Raw genomic sequence first — 17,258 nt, 5'->3', positions numbered from 1 at the left:
GAGCAAGCTATCGCCGGGTCTGCTGCTGGTAGGCGAGAGTCGCACCGGCCAACGCCAGGCCGAACAGCGCCCAACCCAGGTAGACCACGCCCACCGCCCACACCGAGGCTCCGGCGTCGACGAACACCGGCCGAGTTCGCAGCAGCGCCGAGTTGAGCAGCCCGAAGACCGGCAGCAGCCCCTGGTTGAGCAGCACCGCGCTGACCAGCCAGCCCGTCGTGATCGGCAACAAACGGGGCACCGAGTGCTCGCCGACCAGCGGCAGCCAGCTCGGCAGCACCCGGCCCCAGCGCTGCACCAGCAGCAACGACAGCACACCACCGCCGACCAGCATGATCATCTCGGCGACCGGCAGCGTCTCGTCGTATCCGGCCGGCCGGAGGAAAGCGCCGCCGGCGGCCCAGTAGATCTTCAGCAACGGGTAGACGAAAGCCAGCGCGCATGCGGTGTAGCCCAGCCAAGCCCCGCCTGCCACGCGATTCTTCCGGTCGGCCAGCAGGACCGCGACGAGTACCGCGGCTGCGCCGAGGGCAGCAGCCCGGACGGCCGCGCCACGCCAGTCCACCACGGAGAACGTGCCCGCCGGGATCCCGGTCAGGTTGAAGAACGCGCGGAAGCCGTCGAGCACGAGACCACCGGAGGTCCAGAGCAGCAGGAACGCAGCCACCGACGCCAGGACGAGCCCGACGCGCCGCCGCCAGGTGGTCAACACGGTCATCGCGGCGATGCCCGCGCCGGCACCGGCCAGGGTGATCCAGATCGGCGTCGTGTAGCCGTAATGCCGCGCGTAGTCGAGATCTTCGGGAAGTTCCGGGATCCACGGCCGCACCGCTGCGGCCACGACCACGGCGACGCACGCGGCCATCCCGGTTCGGAGTAGTGGTTTTTCGGCAGTCAACTCGAATCCCATCGAAGCGCCGCGGCCCACTGACGCGACTGGTGACCACCACGATTCCGCCGCGAGCGGCCGGCGGAGTCTCCCCGCGGTCGCGCGACATCAAGACCAGCGAGGTATTGACACCAGCGCGCGCCGGCGATCTCGGTGTGCTGCGAGCGCGACGGGCTGCCGCTCGACCTGGGCCCGGTCGCCTCGAAAATGGAAAGTCGGGCAGGTCAGCCGGTGAAGGCGAAGGGGCGGTTGCCGGTGCCGGTGTTCGGGAGGATCAGCAGGGCGCCGTCCGCCTCGGTCGGGTCCGGGACGGCGTCGCGGGCCGTTGTGACGTACAGGTCCGTGAGGTCCGGGCCGCCGAAGCAGCAGTCCGTCGGGCGGCGCGCCGGTAGCGGGATCGTTCGCGCCAGCTCGCCTTCCGCGGTGTAGCAGCGGACTTCGCCCCGGTCGCGAACCGCGACCCAGATCCGGCCCGCGTCGTCGACGCACAGACCGCCCGGCTCGCCGTCGACGTCGCAGAGCGCCCGGCGGTTGCCGGCCGTACCGGCGGCGAGGTCGAAGTCCAGCACGTCGATGCGTCGCGCCGCGCCGTCCGACAGGTACATCCGGGTGTCGTCCGGGCTCCAGCCGATGCCGTGCCCGGCGACCAGGTCGGGCACCGCGATGTTCGCCGCGCCGTCCGACGTCACGCGGGCCAGCCAGCCCCCGGCGCCCAGCGTCGTCGCCCACAGCCGGCCCTTGCGGTCGATCGTCGTCGCCCCTGCCCGGACGCCGTCGCGGGCCCAGTAGACCAGCCAGGTGCGCTGTTCACCGCCGGCGTCGTACAGGGCGATGCCTTCGGCCAGGTGCAGCACCAGCCCGCCGCGGCTGCGCGGTTTCGCGGCGCCGACCTGCTGGGGCAGCCCCATCACGTGATCGGCCTGCCCGGGGACGTAGCGGTGCGCGGTGTGGGCGGGTGCGTCGGTCCAGAGCAGCGTGTCGGTGCCGACGTCCCAGGTCGGTGCCTGTCCGGATCGCGCCTCCGCGGGCACCGCGATGTCGACCTGGGATCCCACGAGTCACCTTTCGGGGGGACGATCACAACGATCCGGGACTTTACCGGGGCGGCTCCTGTTGATCTTGGCTCGGCCCCGGTGACGTGCGGACCACGGCAAATCTCGGGGTCATCCCCGAGACCTGGGAGGACTCCGCCGCGTAGCCTCGTTGGTGTGAACCGACTGCCTGAACGCCGCCGGGCGCGAGTGCTACCCCAGAACCCGCTGCGCGCCGCCGTCGGGATGCTGATCGCCGTCGCGGCGCTCTACGGCATCGAGTTCTACGACGTCGCGACCCCTGCCGCGAGCCTCGACTCCTACGGCATCGAGCCGCGGGACGTCGACGGCCTGGGCGGCATCCTGTGGGCGCCGCTGCTGCACGCCGGGTGGGCCCACCTGTGGGCGAACACGCTGCCGTTCCTGGTGCTCGGCTGGCTGGTGCTGGCCGGTGGGCTGCGGCAGTTCATCGCGGTGACCGCGACGGTCTGGATCGTCGGCGGCATCGGCACCTGGCTGGTCGGCGCACCCGGTGTGCACGTCGGCGCGTCCGGCGTGATCTTCGGCTGGATGGTGTTCCTGCTGCTGCGTGGCTTCTTCCAGCGCAGCTTCGCGCAGATCCTGGTCGCGTTGGTGCTGTTCTTCTACTGGGGCGGCATGTTGTGGGGCGTGCTGCCCGGCCAGCCCGGGATCTCCTGGGAGGGCCACCTGTTCGGCGCGCTGGGCGGGGTGCTCGCGGCCTGGTTGGTGGCGCGCAGCACTCGTCGGCAGGTCGCCGAACCCGCGCCTGGCAAACTGGCCGAGTGACTGACGCCCCGATCGGGATCTTCGACTCCGGCCTCGGTGGGCTGACCGTGACCCGCGCGGTCATGGACCAGTTGCCGGCCGAAACGGTGCACTACGTCGGCGACACGGCCAACGCCCCGTACGGCCCGATGCCGCTGGCCGAGATCCGCGCCCGCACCCTCGCGATCACCGACTCGTTGGTCGACGAGGGCGTGAAGATGCTGGTGATCGCCTGCAACACCGCGTCGGCGGCCTGCCTGCGCGACGCCCGGGAGCGGTACGACATCCCGGTGGTGGAGGTGGTCCTGCCCGCGGTGCGGCGTGCGGTGGCGACGACCCGCAACGGCCGCGTCGGCGTGATCGGCACCAAGGCCACCATCCATTCCCGCGCCTACGACGACGCGTTCACCGCCGCCCGGGACATCACGCTCACGACGGTCGCGTGCCCGCGCTTCGTGGAGTTCGTGGAGCGCGGCATCACCAGCGGCCGGCAGATCCTCGGCCTGGCGCAGAGCTACCTGGACCCGCTGCAGCAGGCCGACGTCGACACCCTGGTGCTCGGCTGCACGCACTACCCGATGCTCACCGGTGTGCTGCAGCTCGCGATGGGCGACCACGTGACGCTGGTCTCCAGCGCGGAGGAGACGGCCAAGGACGTGCTGCGCGCGCTCACCGAGAACGACCTGCTCGCGGACCCGGAGACGGTGCCCGAGCACGAGTTCCGCGCCACCGGCGCGCCGGACCGGTTCGCCCGGTTGGCGGCTCGTTTCCTGGGTCCGGCCGTGGTGGCCGATGCCGTTCGGCCGCTCACCGTGTCAAGCTCCATCGCATGAAGCTGACGATCCTCGGTTGTTCCGGCAGCTTTCCCGGCCCGGACTCGCCGTCGTCCGGATACCTGCTGGAGTCCGGCGGCACGCGCATCGCGCTCGACCTCGGCAACGGCACGCTGGGCGCGATGCAGCGGTTCATCGACCCGTTCCAGCTCGACGCGGTGTTCTTCAGCCACCTGCACCCGGACCACTGCGCGGACTTCGGCGCGCTGGCGGTGCTGCGCCGCTACCACCCGAACCCGCCGCACGACCCGACCGCGCGCCGGTTGCCGGTGATCGCGCCCGAGAACGCCCCGGAGCGGTTCGCGGCCCTCTACGCGCCGGACGCGACCGAGCGGGCCGAGGCCGATCTGTCCGATGTGTTCGAGTTCATCCCGATCGCGGCGGAGCCGGTTCGCGTCGGCCCGTTCGAGGTGCAGGCGGTGCCGGTGGCGCACCTGTGCGCGTCGTGGGGATTCCGCGTGGCGGCCGAGGGCAAAGTGCTGGCCTACACCGGTGATACCGGGCCGTGCTCGCAGCTGACCGAGCTCGCCGCGGACGTCGACGTGCTGCTGTCGGAGGCGTCCTGGGCGGACTTCCCGGACGCGCCCGAGGGCGTGCACCTGTCCGGCCGCCAGGCGGCCGAGGTGGCGAAGGCGGCCAGGGCCCGCCGCCTGCTGCTCACGCACATCGTGCCGTGGGCGGACCGCGAGGAGATCCTCGCCGAGGCCAAGGCGGCGTTCGACGGGCCGACCGAGCTCGTCGCCGCCGACCGCACCTACGACGTCTAGCCCGCACATGCGGTGCCCCTGACGGGGTCGGTGCCGGTCGGGCTTAGGGTTGGGGGCGTGGCACGAGCGGATGGGCGGAGCGACGACCAGCTCCGAGAGGTGCGGATCACGCGCGGATACCAGGACTGGCCGGCCGGCTCGGTGCTGGTGGAGTTCGGCAAGACCCGGGTGTTGTGCGCGGCCAGCGTCCAGGAGGGCGTCCCGCGCTGGCGGACCGGCTCGGGGCTCGGCTGGGTGACCGCCGAGTACGCGATGCTGCCGTCGTCGACGAACACCCGCAGCGCCCGCGAGTCGGTGAAGGGCCGCATCGGCGGCCGCACGCACGAGATCAGCCGGCTGATCGGCCGCTCGCTGCGGGCCTGCATCGACCTGGCGGCGCTCGGCGAGAACACCATCACGCTGGACTGCGACGTGATCCAGGCCGACGGCGGCACCCGCACCGCCGCGATCACCGGCGCCTACGTGGCGCTGGCCGACGCGGTGACGTGGCTGGGCGCGGCCGGTCGCCTGTCCGACCCGAAGCCGCTGTCCTGCTCGGTCGCGGCGGTGAGCGTCGGCGTGGTGGACGGCCGGGTGCGGCTGGACCTGCCCTACGAGGAGGACTCCCGCGCCGAGGTGGACATGAACGTGGTGGCCACCGACCACGCCACCCTGGTGGAGGTGCAGGGCACCGGCGAGGGCGCCACCTACACGCGGTCCACGATGGACAAGATGATCGACTTCGCGCTGGACGGCTGCGCCAAGCTGGCCCAGCTGCAGGCCGCGGCGCTGGCCGAGCCCTACCCGGGCGAACTCCCGGGGAGCGCGGCATGACGCGAGTGCTGCTGGCCACCCGGAACCAGAAGAAGCTGGTGGAACTGCGCCGAATCCTCGTCGCCGAGGGCGTGACGGGCGTCGAGGTCATCGGCCTGGCCGACGTCCCGGAGTTCCCGGAGGCGCCGGAGACGGGCGCGACGTTCGAGGAGAACGCGGTGGCCAAGGCTGCGGACGCGGCGAAGGCCACCGGCCTGCCGGCGATCGCGGACGATTCGGGCATCGCGGTCGACGCGCTCAACGGAATGCCGGGAGTCCTGTCGGCCCGCTGGTCGGGCAAGCACGGCGACGACCAGGCGAACCTGGACCTCCTGCTGGGCCAGCTCGAGGACGTCCCGGACGAGCGCCGCGGGGCGGCGTTCGTGTCGGCGTCGGCGCTGGTGCTGCCGGACGGCGCGGAAACCGTGGTGCGCGGCGAGTGGCGGGGCACGGTGATCCGGGAAGAGCGCGGAGCGAACGGCTTCGGCTACGACCCGATCTTCGTCCCGGAAGGCGAAACCCGGACCAGCGCGGAACTCTCCCCGGAGGAGAAGGACGCCGACTCCCACCGCGGTCGAGCACTCAGGCTGCTGCTCCCCGCGCTGCGTGAACTGGCGGAGTGAGAGCCCCTTCCAGCGATCAGTGGCTTCGGTGAAGAGGGCCGCCGCGGGGGCGGTGCGGGATTGCCCCGATCCGCCCCCGCGGCGGCCCGTTGATCCGGGCGCGTTTCAACGCACCCGGATCCCCCGCCTTTCCCCGGCAGCCGGCCGCATCGCCGTCGGTCCGGAGCTCACCGGGTTCGACGGCGGTGCGCGAACGGACTCACTCCCCGCGCCTGTCGTCGGGCGGGCGGCGGCCCCAGGCGCTGACCATCAGCGGCCCGAAGCAGATCGAGTCGCCGTCGTGCCACAGCCGGTGGAAGGCATCGAGATCCGCTTGGCCCACCAGCCCGAGCCCGAGCAGCCGGGGAGCGAGCTGGTCGACGAGCATCTCCCATCCCGGCAGCCCTCGGGCGGGATCGGACGACAGGTACAGCGCGGTGGTTCGCGCGCTGATGTCGGTCAACCCGGCGCGGCGCAGGCGGCGAGGTAGCTTCCGCCCGCAGGACGGGTCGTACGGCGTGCCGGTGAACAGCTCGTGGCACGCCCGGATGACCCGTTCGTGGGCCTCGGACGGCGGATCCACGGCCAACGCCGTGGTCCAGTCGAGGTCTTCCACGAAGACCCATCCGCCCGGCCGCACGGCCCTCGCCATCGACTCGATCACGGCCTCGGCCGCTGGGAGGTGTTCGAGCAGCAGCCGGGCGTGCGCGAGATCGAAGCGGTCCGCCGGCAGTGGTTCCGAGGTGACGTCCGCCGCGAGGACGGAGATCGGTCCGCCCGCCAGCGGTTCCAGGAAGCGGGTGTCGGCGTCGATGGCCAGCACCTCGCCTTCTGGACCGACGCGGTCGGCGAGGATCTTCACGACGGTGCCGGTCCCGGCTCCGAGGTCCGCGCAACGCCAGCCGGCAGTGACGCCCAGCTGGTCGCAGATCGCCGCGGTGCCGGGATCGTAGAGGCCGGCGAGGTTCTCCAATCTGGCGTGTTCGGCGTGCCACGCCGGGTCGAGGATGTAGGTCACCGCTCGCCCTCCCGCTCGAAGGTGATGGCGAACCACGGGCAGGACGCCTCAGCCCGGGCGAGCCGGTCCGAGGCGGCTTCGGCCAGGTCGGCGTCGTCGCGCAACTTCGCCCGCCGCTCGACCTTGTCGAGCCGGAAGACCTCCGGAACGATGTCCTGGCAGTGACCGGTTCCGCCGCACAGCGAATGGTCGACCGCGACGCGTCGGCCGCCGCCGGTCAGCTCCGGGCCGCTCACGAGACGTCGGTCCGCGGCCGGGCCGGTCCGTCGTGGACCATCTCCAACGAGGTCCACGCCCGGAACAGCGGTCCCGGGATCTGGCGGGGCTGAAAGCCCGGTCGCAGCCGCAGGTTCGGGAGTCGCTTGTACAGCGTGGAGATCCCCACCTCGACCTGTAGCCGACCGAGGTTCATGCCGATGCAGTGGTGCGGACCGTGGCCGAAGGCCATGACGGGCGGCAGCTCCGACCAGTTGCGGTCGAGGATGAACTCGTCCGGCCGGTCGAAGGCTTCGGGGTCGTGGTTGGCGGCCGCGAGGGAGAACCAGATCCGGTCTCCCGGGCTGGCGCGGAACCCGTCCTGGATGGTCCCCTCCTGCAGCGTCATGCGGTACAGGCCCAGGATCGGTCCGTCGTAGCGGAACCCCTCGTCCACCGCCGCGTCTGTCAGGCCGTCGATGTCGGCGAGGTACTTGGCCTTCTGCTCCGGGTGCTGCTCCAGCGCGTAGGCGAGGTTGCCGATGGCGGGACCGGTCGAGCCGCCTCCCGCGATGAGTCCCATGAGGACGAGACCGATCTCGTTCTCGTCGAACTGGTAGCCGTCCTCCTCGGCGAAGCACAATGTGGTGAGCAGGTCGTCGCTGCCCGGCCCCGCCGCACGGCGGGACTGCACCGCCTCCTTGAGGAACTGCCGCCAGTTCTCCACCTCGGGGCTCGCGGTTCCCGCGCTGTTGGCTTGCGCGGTGGTGTCCGTCAGCATCGACATGTGCAGGAATTGCTGCCGGACGTCGTCCGGGATGCCGAGCAGTTCGCAGATGTGCGCCTCGCTCATCGGCTCGGCGAAGTCGGCCATCAGGTCGAACTCGTCGCCCTTGGCGACGACCGCGTCGATGAGGTCGTTCGCCGTGCGTTCCGCGAACGGCCGCATGCTCTCGATTCGCGACGCCGACAGGGCCTTGACGACCAGCCGGCGCTGGCGGGTGTGGCGCGGCGGGTCGGCGAAGGCGAACACCTGGTTTTCCACCGGCACCGGCTTCTCCATCGGCCACGATGCGCTGTGCGTGCTGGAGAACGCCGCGTTGTTGCGCGTTACCGTCTTCATCCCCTCGTAGGTGGTGACCTGGATCGAGTTCAGCTCGGGGTGGTGGACGACCGGGCAGCGCGCGCGGTCGTGGGCGAGTTCTTCCCACGGGTGGTCGGCTTTGCCGTCGTAGGGCTTGAAGGCGGGCTTGACCTTCTCGCCGGTCGGTTCGGCGGTCACATCGGACATGGTCGCTTTCCTCTCATCTTCGGCCCGCGGCGGCATTCGCCGCCTGGGTGTTGGCGGGTCTGGGGGATCAGTTCACGGCTCTTTCGCGTTCCCCCCAGAACCGTTCCCGCAGGACGCGGCGCAGGATCTTGCCGCTCGGGTTGCGCGGCACAGCGTCGATGAACTCGTATTTCGTGGGGATCTTGAAGTCGGCGATCCGTCCGCGGAGGAACGCCCGGATCTCGTGGGGGGCGACCGAAGCCCCCGGGCGTCGGGCGATGAACGCCTGAACGGCCTCGCCCCAGCGTTCGTCCGGGACCCCGACCACCGCCACGTCCAGGACCGCCGGGTGTGCGCTGATCGCGTTCTCCACTTCGGCGGGGTAGATGTTCTCGCCGGAGCGGATGATCATCTCCTTGATGCGGTCCTGGATGAACAGGTAGCCGTCTTCGTCCAGGTAGCCCGCGTCGCCGGTGTGGACCCAGCCGTCGATCAGCGTGCCCGCCGTCGCGTCGGGCAGCCGCCAGTACTCGAGCATGTGAGCGGGCGTCTTGATGCACACCTCGCCGATCACGCCCGGCCCGACCGGGTTTCCGCCCTCGTCGATGATCCTCAGTTCGACGCCCGGGTACGGCCGCCCGGCCGCGCGCAGCCGCGGGCTTCCCGGCACGTGGTCCTGCGGCGGCAGGCACACGGCGGTGTTCCCGGTTTCGGTCAGGCCGTAGATCTGCGCGAGATCGCACTTCAAGGTGTCGATGCAGCGCTGGAGCAACGACTCCGAAATCGGCGATCCGCCGTAGACGGTCTTGCGCAGGGTGGCGAAATCCTCGCTCGACGCACCGGGTTCCGCGAGCAGCATCAGCAGCATGGCCGGGACCATGCAGGCCGTGGTGATGCCGCTCGACCGGAACAGGTCCAGGGCTTCCCCGCTGGTGAAGGACCGGATGACCACGTTCGTGATGCCCGCGTTGAAACCCTGCGTCGCCCACCAGATCCCGCCGATGTGGGAGCCGGAAATGCCGATCAGGCTCCTGTCCCCGGGCTTGAAGTCGATCCAGTCGAGGCCGTGTTCGTCCAGCAGGCCGCGCACCGCGAAGAAGGTGCGGTGGGCCAGGACCACCCCTTTCGGATAGCCCATCGTGCCGCTGGTGTACATCTGGGCGATCGGGTCGTCGGTGTGCGAGCCGCTCGGTTCCTCCGCCGCCGCACCGGATTCCTTCCACTCCGCGACGGTGGGGCCCGCCGGATCCGCGCAGTCGAGCAGCACCAGCTTTCGCAGTTCGGGCAGCTCTGGGAGGAGTTGCTGCGCCACCGGGAGGAATTCCTGCTCCACGAAGAGGAGTTCGGCGCTGGAGTCGCGCAGGATGTACTCGGCCTCGTCGGCCGCAAGCCGCCAGTTGATGGGGACGAGTACCACCCCGCTCTTGGCGCAGGCGAAGAGGAGTTCGTAGTAGCTCTCCGATTCCTTCCCCAGGTAGGCGACTCGGGCGCCCTTGCCGAGGCCGTCCGCCCGCAGTGCGCAGGCCCCCCTGCTGCTCTCCCGGTGCAGCTGCGCGTAGCTCGTCCGGTTGCCGTCGTGCAGGATGGCCGTCTGCTCCGGCCGGCTCGCGGCGTGGAAAGCGAGCCTCGCGTCGAGCGTCCGCCGTTGCGTCGGAAGCGAGGTCTTTTCGGTCATGGTGCACCAAACCCTTCGGGATCGTCGGACTGCAGCCAGTAGTGCCGGTGCTGGAAGGGATACGTGGGCAGGTCGACCAGCCGGCCCCCCGGGAAGGCGGCGTCGAAGTCCACGGACCCGCCGCGGCAGTGGGCGGCGACGAGCCGGTCGACCTCCGCGGAGCCCGGTTCCGAAGGCGCGTCACCGCCGTGGATCAGCTCGGTCGCCGTTCGGCCCTCCGCGAGAGCGGCCAACGCCCGCCTGCGCTCCTCCCGGCCGTTGCCGATCACTGCGGCGCGGTGCGGCAACCCGGCCCGGCTCCTCGCCAGCGAATGGCCGACGTCCAGGTCGGTCGGCTCCGGGCGCGCGGCCAGGTGAGCGGAGAGCCTGGCCGCCTGAGCCCGCAGCGCCTCGGGCGATGCCGCAGACAGCAACCACGGCGCGCCCTCGGGGGACTGCCCCGGATCCGGTCGGTTCTCGGGGTCGTCCGGCATTTGCTCGACGATGACGTGGACGTTGGTTCCGCTGATGCCGAACGACGAGATCGCTGCGCGGCGCGGGTGGTCCGATTCCGGCCAGGGTGCGGCGTCCACCAGCAGCCGGACCGCGTCGCCCGCCCAATCCACGAGCGGGGACGGTTCCCGGCTGTGCAACGTCCTGGGCAGCACGCCGTGCCGTTGCGCCATCACCATCTTGATGACGCCGGCCACGCCACCAGCCGCCTGGGTGTGGCCGAGGTTCGACTTGATCGACCCCAGCCAAAGCGGCCTCGTCCGGTCGGCACCGTACGTGTCCAGCAGTGCCTGGGCCTCGATCGAGTCGCCCAGCGGCGTGCCCGTGCCGTGCGCCTCCACGGCGTCGACGTCCGAGGCCGACAGCCGCGCGGCGGCGAGTGCCTGCCGGATCATCCGCCGGTGGGCCTGGCCGTTGGGCGCAGTGAGCCCGTGCGACGCACCGTCCTGCACGATCGCGGAACCGCGCACCACGGCGAGCACCGGGCGGCCCGCACGGCGGGCGTCGGACAGCCGCTCCAGCGCCAGGACACCCACTCCCTCGGACAGGCCCCAGCCGTCCGCTGCCGCGGCGAAGGACTTGCACCGGCCGTCCGGCGCCAGCACTCCCTGCCGGCCGAAGGCGAGGATGGCCGTCGGGGTGGCCATCACCGCCACGCCGCCCACCAGCGCGAGCGAGCACTCCCGGTGGCGCAGCGAGTGGAGCGCCGTGTGCAGGGCCACCAGCCCGGAGGAGCACGCGGTGTCCACGGTCATCGCCGGGCCCTGCAGTCCGAGGGAGTACGCGATCCGGCCGGACGCAACGCTGGGCGCGCTGCCGACCAGCAGGTCGCTGTCGAACCCCTTGGCGGCGAGGTGTCCGCCGTAGTCGTTGTACATGACACCGGCGAACACGCCGGTGGAGCTGCCGCGCAACGAGGTCGGGTCGATCCCGGCCCTTTCCAGCGCTTCCCAACTGGTTTCGAGCAACAGCCGCTGCTGCGGATCGACGACGCGCGCCTCCTCCGCGGAGAGCCGGAACGGTGCCGGGTCGAATTCGGCGGCGTCGTGCAGGAACCCGCCCGCGCGGGGAAATCCGGTGGGCGCCGCAGCATCCCAGCCGCGATCGGTCGGCAGCCCCCCGATCGCCTCCTCGCCGTTCGCGACCAGCCGCCACAGGTCCTCCGGCGAACCGATCCCGCCGGGGTAGCGGCAGGCCATGCCGACGATCGCGATCGGCTCGTGCTGCCGATCGTCCGCCTCCTGCAGCCGACGCCGGGCGCGGCGGAGCTCGAGCGTGACGCGTTTGAGGTAGTCGCGGAGCTCGTCGTCCTCTGCCATGCGGCACCTTTCGGGAAAATCCGGGTCCGGCCGGTGGCCGGGCGGTGGTCGGCGGGTCAGTCCGATCCGAGTTCTTCGTCGATCAGGCCGAAGAGCTGCTCGTCGGTGGCCAGTTCCAGGTCGATGTCGTCCGGTGCGCTGTCCAGGCGAGTGGCCAGGAGCGCCTGGAGGCGCGCGATGACCTCCCGGCTTTCATCCGGCGGGACCGCGGCCAGCGACTCCTCCAACCGGTCGAGGTGTGCGAGCGCGTCGGACACCGACGGACCCGAGGCGGATCCCGGACCCGTGCCTTCGCCGAAGAGCCGGGCACCGAGGTCGCCGGCCAACGCGGTCGGCGTCGGCTGGTCGAAGACGAGCGTCGCCGGAAGCCGCAACCCGGTTTCCGCGGCGAGCGCGTTGCGGAGTTGCACCGCGGTGAGCGAGTCGAACCCGAGATCCGACAGCTGCCGCTCGGCCGGCACGCCGTCCTGCGAGACGATTCCCAGCACCCCGGCGATCGTGGCGCGCACCAGATCCAGCAGAGCCACCGAGCGCGCCGGTTCCGGCAGCGGCTCCAGACGCGCCCGCAGCTCCTCGGGAGCGGCGTGCCCGGGGCGGTCGGTGTCCCGCTTCGCGGACGACCGGATCAGTCCACTGAGGACGGATGGGACGTGGTGTCCCGGGGAGCGCAGCGCCGCGGTGTTCAGCCGCGCCGCCATGAGCACGGGCTCGTCGGTGGTCACGGCGGCGTCGAAGAGGGCGAGCCCCTCGTCGACACCGATGGGTTGCATCGCGGTGCGGCGCAACTGGGCCGTCAGCCGGTCTTCGTCCAGGTGCTGCGTCATGCCGCTGGCCTGGTCCCAGTACCCCCACGCCACCGCAGTGGCGGGCAATCCGGCGGCGTGGCGGTGTCGAGCCAGAGCTTCCAGCAGCGTGTTCGCGGCCGCGTAGTTCCCCTGTCCGGGAGCGCCGAGCGTTCCGGCTGCGGAGGAGAACAGCACGAACTGCCGCAGCGGCAGCTGCTTGGTCAGCTCGTGGAGGTGCAGTGCGGCGTCGGCCTTCGGCCGGAAGACCCGCACAACGCCGTCGGGGCCGAGCGAGCTGATCACCCCGTCGTCCAGCACACCCGCCGCGTGCACCACGCCGGTCAGCGGGTGCTGCGCGGGGATGGTGCCCAGCAGCCGGGCCACCGCGTCGCGGTCACCGACGTCGCACGCGGTGATGGTGACCGTCGCCGCGCCCATCTCGCGGAGTTCGCGTTCGAGCTCGGCGGCTCCCGCGGCCTTCGGTCCCTGGCGGCTGGCCAGCAGGAGGTGCCGCACCCCACCGTCGGCCACCAGGTGTCGAGCGAGCCTGCCGGCGATCACCCCCGTCCCACCGGTGACGAGCACGGTGCCGTCCGGATCGACCGAGGGCGTGGGCGGTGCGGTCGGCGCGGCGGCGCGGACCAGGCGGGGAACGTGGACTGCGCCCGCGCGGACGGCGAGCTGCGGTTCGCCGGTCGCCACTGCCGCACCGAGCACCGCGTGGGACGCATCGGTCGCATCGGTGTCGAGGAGGACGAACCGGTCCGCGTGCTCGCTCTGGGCGGAGCGGACGAGTCCCCAGGCCGCGGCGTGGACCAGGTCCGCCACGCCCTCGTCGGGGCCTGCGGCCACGGCGCCGCTGGTGACCAGCACGAGTTGGCACTCCGCCAGCCGTTCATCGGCCAGCCAGGACTGGAGCAGCGCCAGGACGCGGCAGGTCGTGGCGCGAGCCCGGTCGGCGGTGTCGCCGGGCACCGCCTCGGGGAGGTGCGGCACGAACAGCACGTCCGGCACCGGTCGTCCCGCGTCGATCGAGGCCAGCAGGGCGGACAGGCTCTCGTGGTGCTCGGCGCCCGGCACCGCGAGACCACCGCCGAGCACGGCCGACGATCCGGTTGCATCAGCCGGGCGCACCTGCTGCCACTGCGTGCGGAACAGCGAATCCTGAGGAGAGCCCCGCAGGGCGGCGAGCTGCTCCGAGGTCACCTCGCGCAACGTCAGTTCGTCCACCGACGCCACCGGTCGACCTTTGGTGTCGGCCATCGTCAGCGACACCGTGCCAGGCCCCGTTGAGGTCAGCCGCACCCGCAGCGCCGACACGCCCGTGGAGTGCAGTGCCACGCCTCGCCACGCGAACGGCAGCCGAACCTCGGAGCTGTCCAGCCCGAGCGGGTGGAGTGCGGTGTCGAGGAGTGCGGGGTGGAGCTGGAAGTCGTCGGTGGCGGTGGGCAGGTGCACTTCGGCGAAGAGTTCGTGGTCTCGCCGCCATGCTTTGTCCAGTCCCTGGAAGGTCGGCCCGTAGTCGTACCCGTTGGCGGTGGTGCGGGCGTAGAACTCGTCGGTGGAGAGGGGTTGCGCGTTGGGAGGCGGCCAGGTGGTGAGGTCGCCGGGCGGTGCTTCGGTCGTCGTGGCGAGTTGACCGATGGCATGCCGGGTCCAGGTTCGAGAATCATCCGGCCGGGAGTGGACCGACACCTCGTGGTGCCCAGCGTCATCAGCCGAGCCCACCCGCACCCGGAGGTGGGCACCGCCCTGTTCGGACAACACCAAGGGCGTTTCGAGGACGAGCTCGGCCAGCCGATCGCAACCGACCTCTTGACCGGCGCGCAGTGCCATTTCCACGAATGCCGTTCCCGGCAGGAGCACCGCACCGGAGACGGCATGATCAGCCAGCCAAGGATGGGTCGTCAGCGACAGGCGCCCGGTCAGCAGTACTTCGCCCGATTCCGCAGCGGCCACCGCCGCCCCCAGCAGCGGATGCCCCGTGCTCTCCAAGCCCAGCGCCTCCGGATCGTTCGACGGACCAGGCGGGGTGTCGGGCCAGAAGCGCTCGCGCTGGAATGCGTACGTCGGCAGGGCGACCTGCCCGGGCGCGGCTCCCAGGACCGCCGCCCAGTCCAGCCGCGCTCCCGACACGTGCGCGCGCGCCAGAGCACCAGCGAAATCCACCAGCCCGCCCTGATCGCGGTGAAGACTGGCCACCGCGGCCCCACCCCGCGGGGAGTGGTCGAGGATCTGTTCCAGAGCAGTGGTCAGAACCGGATGCGCACTGGCTTCGATGAAGATCCGCAGCCCGCGTTCCAGCAACGCCTCCACCGCCGACTGGAACTCCACCGGCTGCCGCACGTTGCGGAACCAGTAGTCGGCGTCGAGTTCGGTGGTGTCGAGGACCTCGCCGGTCACCGACGAGCAGAACATCAGGTCACCCGCGCGCGGCCGCAACCCCGGCAGCAATTCGCGCAGCCTGCCTTCGACCACGTCCACCTGAGGTGAGTGGCTGGCCCAGTCGACCGGCACGAGGCGAGCGCGGACACCGTCGGATTCCAGCTGCGCGAACAGTTCCTGCATCGCGGCGGGCTCGCCGGAGACCACGGTCGATGCGGGTGAGTTGACGGCGGCCAGGGACAGCCGGCCGTTCCACTCGGCGAGTCGTTTTTCGACGTCGTCGCGGCTGAGCATGACGGAGCCCATCGCGCCTGGTCGGACGAGTTCTTTGATGAGCCGGCTGCGGAGTGCGACGATGCGTGCCGCGTCGGGGAGCGTTAGCGCCCCGGCCGCGCAGGCGGCAGCGATTTCTCCCTGGGAGTGCCCGATGACGGCGGCGGGTACCAGGCCGGCGTGACGCCACAGCGCGGCGATGCCGGTCATCATGACGAACAACGCCGGCTGCACGACATCGATTCGTTCGAGCGGAGCAGCGTCCTCCTCGCCCCGGAGCACCGCGGCGAGGTCGTAGTCGAGGTGCGGAGCGAAAGCCCGCTCGCACTCGGCGACCCAGTCGGAGAACACGGACGACGACTCCAGCAATTGCCGTCCCATGCCAACCCACTGCGAACCCTGGCCCGGGAACACCAGCGCCACACCATCACTGTCCACAGCGGACCCGGTGATCGTGGCGGGGGTTTGCCGGCCCGTCGCCAGCATGCGGAGATCCGCGGCTGCTCGGATTCGGTCGCGGGCCACGACGACGGCCCGGTGGCTGAAAGCGGTACGGCGATGCGCTAGCGCGGAGGCGAAAGCGGCGTCCGGTGCCTCGGTGTCGGTGGTGAGGTGATCGGCCAGGCGCGCGGCCTGGGCGCGCAGCGCCTTCTCCGAGCGGGCCGAAATCGGCCACATCACCACCCCGCCCGTCCCATCGGACACCTGTTCCGCGGGTGCGGCGGACTGGCCCCTTTCCGGTGGTGCCTGCTCGATGATGACGTGCGCGTTGGTGCCGCTCATGCCGAAGGACGAGATCGCGGCACGACGCGGCCGACCGGTGTCGGGCCAGGCAGTGGTTCGGGTGACCAGCTGCAGGGCACCGGATTCCCAGTCGACATGCGGTGTTGGCTGATCGATGTGGAGGGTTGCGGGGATGGTGCCGTGCTGAATGGCGAGGACGGACTTGATGAGCCCGGCCACCCCCGCGGCCGCTTGAGCGTGACCGATGTTCGATTTGAGCGACCCGAGGAGCGCGGGATGCTCGCGGTCCTGGCCGTAAGTGGCCAGCAGCGCTTGCGCTTCAATCGGATCACCAAGGGTCGTGCCGGTTCCGTGGGCTTCGATGAAATCGACTGCGGCAGGGTCGAGTTGCGCGTTGGCGAGTGCCTGGCGGATGACTCGCTGCTGGGCGGGCCCGTTGGGCGCGGTGAGTCCGTTGGACGCGCCATCTTGGTTGACGGCCGACCCGCGAAGCACCGCGAGGATCCGGTGCCCGAGCCGCTGAGCATCGGAAAGCCGCTCCAGCACCACCACCCCCACGCCCTCGCTGAAGGCGGTGCCGTCGGCGGCGGCGGCGAACGGCTTGCACCGTCCGTCGGGTGCGAGCGCGCGCTGGCGGCTGAACTCGATGAAGACGGTCGGGGTCGATATCGTCGTCACCCCGCCGGCGAGCGCCATCGAGCATTCGCCCTGGCGGAGGGCTTGCGCGGCGAGGTGCAGCGCCACCAGCGACGACGAACACGCCGTGTCCACCGTCATCGCGGGGCCCTCCAGTCCGAGCGCGTAGGCCACCCGGCCGGCCATCACGCTGGACGTGGTGCCGATGTCGAAATATCCCTCCACTCGGGGAAAAGCGGGTTGCAGCATCGTCGAGTAGTTGGACGGGAAGGCGCCGGTGTAGACGCCGGTGGGGGTGCTGTGGAGTGTGGTGGGGTCGATGCCGGTTTGTTCGAGTGCTTCCCAGGTGGTTTCGAGGAGGAGGCGTTGTTGGGGGTCCATGGCGAGTGCTTCGCGTGGGGTGATGTTGAAGAAGGTGGCGTCGAAGTGGAGGGCGGTGTTGAGGAAGCCGCCTTCGCGGACGTAGCTGGTTCCGGGGTGGTCGGGGTCGGGGTGGTAGAGGGTGTCGAGGTTCCAGCCGCGGTCGGTGGGGAAGGGTGTGTGTGCTTCGGTGCCGGTGGAGACGAGGTGCCAGAGGTCTTCGGGTGTGTTGATGTCGCCGGGGAATCGGCAGGCCATTCCCACGATCGCAATCGGCTCCTGCACGGCCTCGCGCAGTTGCCGGTTCTCGTTGCGCAATTGGCGGACCTCGGTCACTGACGCGCGCAGCGCCTCAACGAGCTTGTCCTCGGACGCATCCATCACGAACCTCGTTCTTCGAGTGCGA

Annotated in this window: 13 protein-coding genes; 5 read left to right on the top strand and 8 right to left on the bottom strand. The window is 71.1% G+C overall.

Annotated features, from left to right (window positions below; all coding sequences use genetic code 11):
* Window positions 1–7 precede the first annotated feature (7 nt).
* Window positions 8–865 carry a hypothetical protein gene (locus BLW84_RS05375; protein WP_093261935.1) on the bottom strand — a complete coding sequence of 286 codons (858 nt, stop codon included), beginning with the start codon at window positions 863–865 and terminating at the stop codon, window positions 8–10.
* Window positions 866–1,113: 248 nt separating this feature from the next.
* Window positions 1,114–1,944: an SMP-30/gluconolactonase/LRE family protein gene (locus tag BLW84_RS05370; protein WP_093261933.1), complete on the bottom strand. Its 831-nt coding sequence runs from the start codon at window positions 1,942–1,944 to the stop codon at window positions 1,114–1,116.
* Between the two features lie 186 nt (window positions 1,945–2,130).
* On the opposite strand from BLW84_RS05370, the gene BLW84_RS05365 reads away from it, so the two are divergent.
* The 5 genes from BLW84_RS05365 to rdgB are packed head-to-tail and all read left to right on the top strand — an operon-like array spanning window position 2,131 to window position 5,721.
* Window positions 2,131–2,727: a rhomboid family intramembrane serine protease gene (locus tag BLW84_RS05365; RefSeq protein WP_218157212.1), complete on the top strand. Its 597-nt coding sequence runs from the start codon at window positions 2,131–2,133 to the stop codon at window positions 2,725–2,727.
* Window positions 2,724–3,539 carry a glutamate racemase gene (murI, locus tag BLW84_RS05360; protein WP_093261931.1) on the top strand — a complete coding sequence of 272 codons (816 nt, stop codon included), beginning with the start codon at window positions 2,724–2,726 and terminating at the stop codon, window positions 3,537–3,539. The genes BLW84_RS05365 and murI overlap by 4 nt, the downstream gene beginning before the upstream one ends.
* Window positions 3,536–4,306, top strand: coding sequence for an MBL fold metallo-hydrolase (locus BLW84_RS05355; RefSeq protein ID WP_093261929.1), 771 nt, complete (start codon window positions 3,536–3,538; stop codon window positions 4,304–4,306). The genes murI and BLW84_RS05355 overlap by 4 nt, the downstream gene beginning before the upstream one ends.
* Before the next feature lie 57 nt (window positions 4,307–4,363).
* Window positions 4,364–5,119 (top strand): ribonuclease PH, encoded by a 756-nt coding sequence (gene rph, locus BLW84_RS05350; RefSeq protein WP_093261927.1) that lies wholly within the window; start codon window positions 4,364–4,366, stop codon window positions 5,117–5,119.
* Window positions 5,116–5,721, top strand: a complete 606-nt coding sequence (gene rdgB, locus BLW84_RS05345; RefSeq protein ID WP_093261925.1) for an RdgB/HAM1 family non-canonical purine NTP pyrophosphatase — start codon at window positions 5,116–5,118, stop codon at window positions 5,719–5,721. Before rph ends, rdgB begins: the two co-directional genes overlap by 4 nt.
* Window positions 5,722–5,920: 199 nt before the next feature.
* Here the strand turns inward: rdgB and BLW84_RS05340 are convergent, their stop codons facing one another.
* The 6 genes from BLW84_RS05340 to BLW84_RS05315 form a co-directional block, all read right to left on the bottom strand.
* The gene (locus tag BLW84_RS05340) at window positions 5,921–6,718 is read right to left on the bottom strand and encodes a methyltransferase domain-containing protein (protein ID WP_177226298.1); all 798 of its coding nucleotides are present in this window, start codon (window positions 6,716–6,718) and stop codon (window positions 5,921–5,923) included.
* The gene (locus BLW84_RS05335) at window positions 6,715–6,954 is read right to left on the bottom strand and encodes a ferredoxin (protein ID WP_093261921.1); all 240 of its coding nucleotides are present in this window, start codon (window positions 6,952–6,954) and stop codon (window positions 6,715–6,717) included. The genes BLW84_RS05340 and BLW84_RS05335 overlap by 4 nt, the downstream gene beginning before the upstream one ends.
* Window positions 6,951–8,204, bottom strand: a complete 1,254-nt coding sequence (locus BLW84_RS05330) for a cytochrome P450 (RefSeq protein WP_177226297.1) — start codon at window positions 8,202–8,204, stop codon at window positions 6,951–6,953. Before BLW84_RS05330 ends, BLW84_RS05335 begins: the two co-directional genes overlap by 4 nt.
* Window positions 8,205–8,271: 67 nt before the next feature.
* The gene (locus tag BLW84_RS05325) at window positions 8,272–9,858 is read right to left on the bottom strand and encodes a fatty acid--CoA ligase (protein WP_093261917.1); all 1,587 of its coding nucleotides are present in this window, start codon (window positions 9,856–9,858) and stop codon (window positions 8,272–8,274) included.
* Window positions 9,855–11,669: a type I polyketide synthase gene (locus tag BLW84_RS05320; RefSeq protein ID WP_093261915.1), complete on the bottom strand. Its 1,815-nt coding sequence runs from the start codon at window positions 11,667–11,669 to the stop codon at window positions 9,855–9,857. Before BLW84_RS05320 ends, BLW84_RS05325 begins: the two co-directional genes overlap by 4 nt.
* 56 nt (window positions 11,670–11,725) lie before the next feature.
* Window positions 11,726–17,233, bottom strand: coding sequence for a type I polyketide synthase (locus BLW84_RS05315; protein WP_093261912.1), 5,508 nt, complete (start codon window positions 17,231–17,233; stop codon window positions 11,726–11,728).
* Window positions 17,234–17,258 lie beyond the last annotated feature (25 nt).

This window comes from Saccharopolyspora shandongensis (assembly GCF_900106995.1).
Classification (GTDB): domain Bacteria; phylum Actinomycetota; class Actinomycetes; order Mycobacteriales; family Pseudonocardiaceae; genus Saccharopolyspora; species Saccharopolyspora shandongensis.
Note: the sequence above shows the minus strand (reverse complement) of the source record. Positions and strands in the feature narration are given on the sequence as shown.